Origin of the sequence: Micromonospora maritima, from assembly GCF_902825405.1 — a bacterium.
GTDB classification, from domain to species: Bacteria; Actinomycetota; Actinomycetes; order Mycobacteriales; family Micromonosporaceae; genus Micromonospora; species Micromonospora maritima.
Genome location: NZ_CADEAU010000373.1, coordinates 1 through 5,285, shown reverse-complemented (window position 1 = coordinate 5,285; position 5,285 = coordinate 1). Strand labels below are relative to the sequence as shown.

6 protein-coding genes are annotated in these 5,285 nt (G+C 73.9%); 5 read left to right on the top strand and 1 reads right to left on the bottom strand.

All coding sequences use genetic code 11. From position 1 onward, the window contains the following. On the top strand, positions 1–791 hold a 791-nt coding region (locus HUW36_RS24740), incomplete at its 5' end, for a 2-oxo acid dehydrogenase subunit E2 (RefSeq protein WP_174530363.1). 58 nt (positions 792–849) lie between these two features. Here HUW36_RS24740 and HUW36_RS24735 read toward each other — a convergent pair. Beyond that, a complete protein-coding gene (locus tag HUW36_RS24735) occupies positions 850–1,794 on the bottom strand; it encodes an SDR family NAD(P)-dependent oxidoreductase (RefSeq protein ID WP_174530362.1) in 945 nt (314 codons plus the stop codon). A 147-nt stretch (positions 1,795–1,941) separates the two neighbouring features. Here HUW36_RS24735 and HUW36_RS24730 point away from each other — a divergent pair, with 147 nt between their 5' ends. From HUW36_RS24730 to HUW36_RS24715, 4 genes are all read left to right on the top strand, one after another. Beyond that, positions 1,942–2,508, top strand: coding sequence for a TetR/AcrR family transcriptional regulator (locus HUW36_RS24730; protein WP_217428874.1), 567 nt, complete (start codon positions 1,942–1,944; stop codon positions 2,506–2,508). A gap of 61 nt (positions 2,509–2,569) precedes the next feature. Then, positions 2,570–3,904, top strand: a complete 1,335-nt coding sequence (locus tag HUW36_RS24725; RefSeq protein ID WP_174530360.1) for a low temperature requirement protein A — start codon at positions 2,570–2,572, stop codon at positions 3,902–3,904. Positions 3,905–3,985: 81 nt separating this feature from the next. Continuing rightward, entirely contained in the window at positions 3,986–4,864 is an 879-nt protein-coding gene (locus tag HUW36_RS24720) for an oxidoreductase (RefSeq protein WP_174530359.1), read from the top strand. 84 nt (positions 4,865–4,948) lie between these two features. After that, positions 4,949–5,285, top strand: a 337-nt coding sequence (locus HUW36_RS24715) for an LLM class flavin-dependent oxidoreductase (protein ID WP_174530358.1), incomplete at its 3' end; no start/stop codon positions are given.

The following is a 5,285-nucleotide window of genomic DNA, read 5'->3' as shown; positions in this document are numbered from 1 at the left end:
CGGCCGCCGCCGAGCCCGCCGCCGCGAAGGCGCCGGCCCAGCCGGCCGCCAAGCCGGAGCCGAGCGCCAAGCGGGGCACCACGGAGAAGCTGCCGCGGATCCGGGCGACAATCGCCAAGCGGATGCAGCAGTCGCTGCACGAGACGGCGCAGCTCACCACGGTCGTCGAGGTCGACGTCACCAAGGTCGCCAAGCTGCGGGCGCGGGCCAAGGACTCGTTCCAGGCCAAGCACGGCGTGAAGCTGTCCTTCCTGCCGTTCTTCGCCCTGGCCGCGATCGAGGCGTTGCAGACCCACCCGATCATCCAGGCCAGCATGGACCTGGAGGGCGGGACGATCACGTACCCGGCCGCCGAGCACCTGGGCATCGCGGTGGACACCGAGCGCGGGCTGCTCGTGCCGGTCATCCACAACGCCGGTGACCTGAACATGGGTGGCATCGCCAAGCGGATCGCCGACCTGGCCGAGCGCACCCGGGCCAACAAGATCACTCCGGACGAGATGGCCGGCGCGACGTTCACGCTGACCAACACCGGCAGCCGGGGCGCGCTCTTCGACACGCCGATCGTGCCGTCGCCGCAGTCGGCGATGCTCGGCACGGGTGCCGTGGTGAAGCGTCCGGTCGTGGTCAACGACCCGGAGCTGGGCGAGGTCATCGCGGTCCGGTCGATGGTCTACCTGGCCATGTCGTACGACCACCGGCTGATCGACGGCGCCGACGCCGCCCGCTTCCTGACCTCGGTCAAGGAGCGGCTGGAGGCCGGCAACTTCGAGGCCGAGCTGGGTCTCTGACGTTCGACGCCGGAGGGGCGCGCGGCTACTGCCGCGCGCCCCTCCGGCGTTTCGCGGGTCAGCCGCGCAGGTGCTCCTCGGAGACCGTCCAGAGCCGCTGCGCGGCCTCCGGGTCCCGGGCGTACGGGGCGTAACCGGTGCGGGTGCCCGGCTGGTTCACCCCGGCCTCCTGGCAGTCCTCGAAGTACCGGCCGCCGGCGCCGGCGACCAGCGGCGAGGCCGCGACCAGCACCGAGGTGGCCGCCCCCTGCTCGGGCGTCTTCCAGAACGGCGCGCCCCCGCCGCTCTGCGCGCGCATCCGGTCCAGCTCCTCGTCGCTGATGTAGCGCTGGAGGTTGGTCCGGATCGCGCCCGGCATCAGCGCGTCGACGACGATCCCGTCGTCGGCCCAGCGGCGGCTGGCCTCGACCGCGAAGAGCACGTTCGCGGTCTTGGACTGCCCGTACGCCTCCCAGGGGTCGTACGGCCGCTGCCGGAAGTGGATGTCGTCGAACACCACGGGCGAGCGCAGGTGGGCCGCCGAACTGACCGAGACGACCCGCGCGCCCCCGGCCGCGGCGAGTGCCGGGTGCAGCCCGGCGGCGAGCGCGAAGTGCCCGAGGTGGTTGGTCGCGAACTGCATCTCCCAGCCCTGCTCGGTGCGCATCTCGGGCGAGGCCATGATCCCGGCGTTGTTGACGAGCATGTGCAGCGGGCCGTCCCAGGTGCGGACGAAGGCCGCCACCGAGTCGAGGTCGGCGAGATCGAGCGGGGCGACCAGGATGCGGTCGTTGCCGGTGGTGCCGGTGATGTCGGCGGCCGCGCGCTGCCCGGCGTCGGGGTTGCGGACCGCGAGCGTGACGTCCGCCCCGGCGGAGGCGAGCGCGCGGGCGGTCTCGACGCCGATCCCGGAGGCGCCTCCGGTGACGACGGCCCGTCGGCCGGTCAGGTCGAGGTCGCGGACCACTTCCAGGGCGGTGGTCTCGCGGGAGAACGGGGTGGTGACGGGAGTGCTGGTGGTCATGATCCATCCTTGTCGGTGGCGGGGCGGACCGACGCCCGCCCGCTACGATGAGAAGCGGAGGACCCTCCGTTAATGCCGAGAGTAACCGGAGGATCCTCCGGTTGCCAGTCCGGCCGGACGCCCGCCCGGTCGAGCCGAGGAGGAGCCGTGCCCGACCGACCGCTACGCGCCGACGCGCTGCGCAACCGGCAGCGACTGCTGGACGCCGCAGTCCAGGCGTTTTCCCAGGCAGGCGCCGAAGTAACGCTGGATCGGGTGGCCAAGGAGGCCGGGGTCGGCATCGGCACCCTCTACCGCCACTTCCCGACCCGGGAGGCGTTGATCGAGGCGGCCTACCGCAACGAGCTGGCCAAGCTCTGCGACGCCGGGCCGGAGCTGCTGGCCGACCGACCCGCCGAGGCGGCGCTGCGCGCGTGGATGGACCGGTTCGTCGACTACCTCGCCACCAAGCGGGGCATGGCGGACGCGCTGCGCCTGGCCATCGCCTCCGGCGCCAACCCGTACGCGCACAGCCGGGACCGGCTGCTCGCCGCCCTGGGCGACCTGCTGGCCGCCGGCGCGGCCGCCGGCACCGTACGCGCCGACGTGGCCCCCGCCGACGTGCTGGCGAGCCTGAGCGGCGTCTCCCTGGTGGCCGGTCAGCCCGACCAGCGCGACCAGGCCGGCCGACTGCTCGACCTGCTGATGGACGGGCTGCGTCACCGACAGGGCTGACCGACGCCCGGTCCGCGTCGTTTCCGACCCACCGCCACCGAGGCGCTGACAGACTCGTCCGGTGGGCGGGTACGGGTGGCGGGGGCGCCTCGGGCCGGCGGTTCCCGTGGCCCCGGGGGCCCGGGTGGACCGGTTCGAGATCTTCTTCGACCTGGTCTTCGTCTTCTCGTTCTTCATCATCACCCGGGCCACCGCCCTCCAGGTGACCGGCGGCGCGCTGCTGCACGCGCTGCTGGTCCTGGCCGTGCTCTGGTGGTCGTGGGTGGTGCACAGCGTGGTGGCCACCCGGGTACGGCTCGGCGAGGGCTTCGTCCCGGTGCTCATGACGGTCGGCATGGCCGCGCTGTTCACGTTCGCGTTGTCGCTGCCGAACGCGTTCCGCGACCCGCGCGGCAACGCGGCGGGTCCGATCGTCGCGGCGCTCAGCTACACCGTGCTGCGACTGGTGCACCTGCTGCTCTACCTGCACGTGGTGCGGGACAGCCCGAGCGAGCGCCGACAACTGGTCCGGTTCGCCCCGGAGGTCATCGGCAGCACCGCGCTGCTGCTGGTGGCCGCGCTGCTGCCGGCCAGGATCGACGGCCTCACCTCGGCCGCGGTGGTCCGGGACGCGCTGTGGGCGACAGTGGTGCTGCTCCAGTACGGCACCGGGCTGATCGCCGGCACCTGGGGCTGGGGCGTCGCCTCCGCCGAGCACTGGACCGAGCGGTACGACCTGATCCTGATCATCGCGCTGGGTGAGTCGGTCATCTCGGTCGGGGTGGGCAGCAACCTGCTCGGGCAACCGCCCACCTGGCCGGCCGTGGCGGCCGCGGTGCTCGGCATCTTCTTCACCGCCGCACTCTGGTGGGCGCACTACGACATGGTCGGGCCGGCCGCCCGGATCGCCCTGCACGCCGCCGAGGGCGGTCCGCGGGTGGCGATGGCCCGGGACGCGTACGCGTACCTGTTCCTGCCGATGATCGCGGGCATCATCCTGTTCGCGCTCGGCGCCGAGATGATCGTGCACGGCATCGCCGACCCGAACGTGTCGCCGAGCGAACCGGCGCACGGGCCGGCCGTGCCGCTGCTCTTCGGCGGGGTGGCCTGCTATCTCTGCGGCAACATGCTGTTCCAGGCGCGGACGCTGCGCACGCTGAGCTGGACCAGGGTCACGGCCGTCCTCCTGCTCGGCGTGTCGATCCCGCTGGCCGAACGGGTGCCGGGCCTGGCCGCGCTGGGCCTGCTGACCGCCGTCACGGTCGGTATGGTGGCCGCCGAGGTGATCGTCTTCGACGAGGGCCGGCGGGCGCTGCGCAAGCTCGTCTTCGAGGAGCGGACCAGCCACGAGGCGCACGAGGCGGCGTGGCGGGCCCGCTGGCACGAGCAGCCCGACGACCGCGACGAGGGCGAGTGAGCGCGCGCCGGTGAACCGATCGGCGGCGGCCTCCGTGGAAACACTCGGCCCGGCACCGGGCCACGAGAGAACGGGGACCGCATGACCACCGACACCGTCCACGCCGGCGCGGCCGGCACCTGGCAGCTCGGCGACCTGACCGTCAACCGGATGGGCCTCGGCGCGATGCGGCTGACCGCGCGCGCCGACGGCAGTCCGAGCGACCCGGACCGGGCCGTCGCCGTGCTGCGCCGCGCGGTCGAGCTGGGCGTCAACCACATCGACACGGCTGCGTTCTACTTCTCCCCGCTGCGCTCCGCCAACGAGCTGATCAACCGGGCGCTCCGGCCGTACCCGGACGACCTGGTCGTCGTGACCAAGGTCGGGCCGGGCCGCGACCCGTCCGGCGAATGGCTGCCGGCGGCCCGGCCGGACCAGTTGCGCGGCCAGGTCGAGGAGAACCTGCGCCAGCTCGGCCGGGACCACCTCGACGTGGTCAACCTGCGGGTGCACGGCCCGGAGCCGCTGGCCGAGCACTACGGCGCGCTCGCCGAGCTGGTCGACGCCGGGCTGATCCGGCACCTCGGCGTCTCGGCGGTGCGCCCGCACCAGGTCGCCGAGGCGCGGACCGTCGCGCCCGTGGTCTGCGTGCAGAACTCGTACGGCCTCGGCTACCGCCGCAGCCACGACGAGCTGATCCGGGACTGCGCCACGCACGGCACCGCGTTCGTGCCGTTCTTCTCCATCGTCACCAGCGGGCGGGAGGCCGGCGCCACCGGCGAGGAGCATCCGGAGGTCCTCGCGGTGGCCCGCGAACACGGCGTCGGCCCGGCCCAGATCCGGCTGGCCTGGACGTTGAGTCGCGGCCCGAACGTGCTCGCGATCCCCGGCACCGGCGACCCGGCGCACCTGGAGCAGAACGTCGCCGCCGCCGCGCTGCGCCTCTCCCCCGACGACCTGGCTCGCCTCGACGCGGTCTGAGGCGTCGAACGGGGCGGCACCCACCCGTTCGGCCCTCGGCAGAAGGGGTGGGTGGGGAGAGCGGCCCGGCCGGAGACTGGGCCGATGGCGACCTTCTCCGTACAGGCCCGGCCCACCGACGCGGCGAGCTGGGCGGAGCTGGCCCGCACCGTCGAGGCCGCCGGGTTCGACGCGCTCTCCGCGGCCGACCACCCCGGCTCCGGCCCGTCCCCGTTCGTGGCGCTCGCCGCCGCGGCGGCGGTGACCGGCACGCTGCGCCTGCGCTCGTACGTCTCCAACGCCGGCGTCCGGGAGCCGATCCTGCTCGCTGCCGACGTGGCCACCCTGGACGTGGTCTCCGGCGGGCGGGCCGGGCTCGGCCTCGGCGCCGGCCACACCCCGGCCGAGTGGCGGGCGGTCGGGCGCGAACGCCCCGACGTCG

Excerpts from the sequence above, each read along its gene's own strand:
- HUW36_RS24735 (WP_174530362.1), bottom strand. The coding sequence starts at position 1,794 with ATGACCACCAGCACTCCCGTCACCACCCCGTTCTCCCGCGAGACCACC.
- HUW36_RS24720 (WP_174530359.1), top strand. The coding sequence starts at position 3,986 with ATGACCACCGACACCGTCCACGCCGGCGCGGCCGGCACCTGGCAGCTC.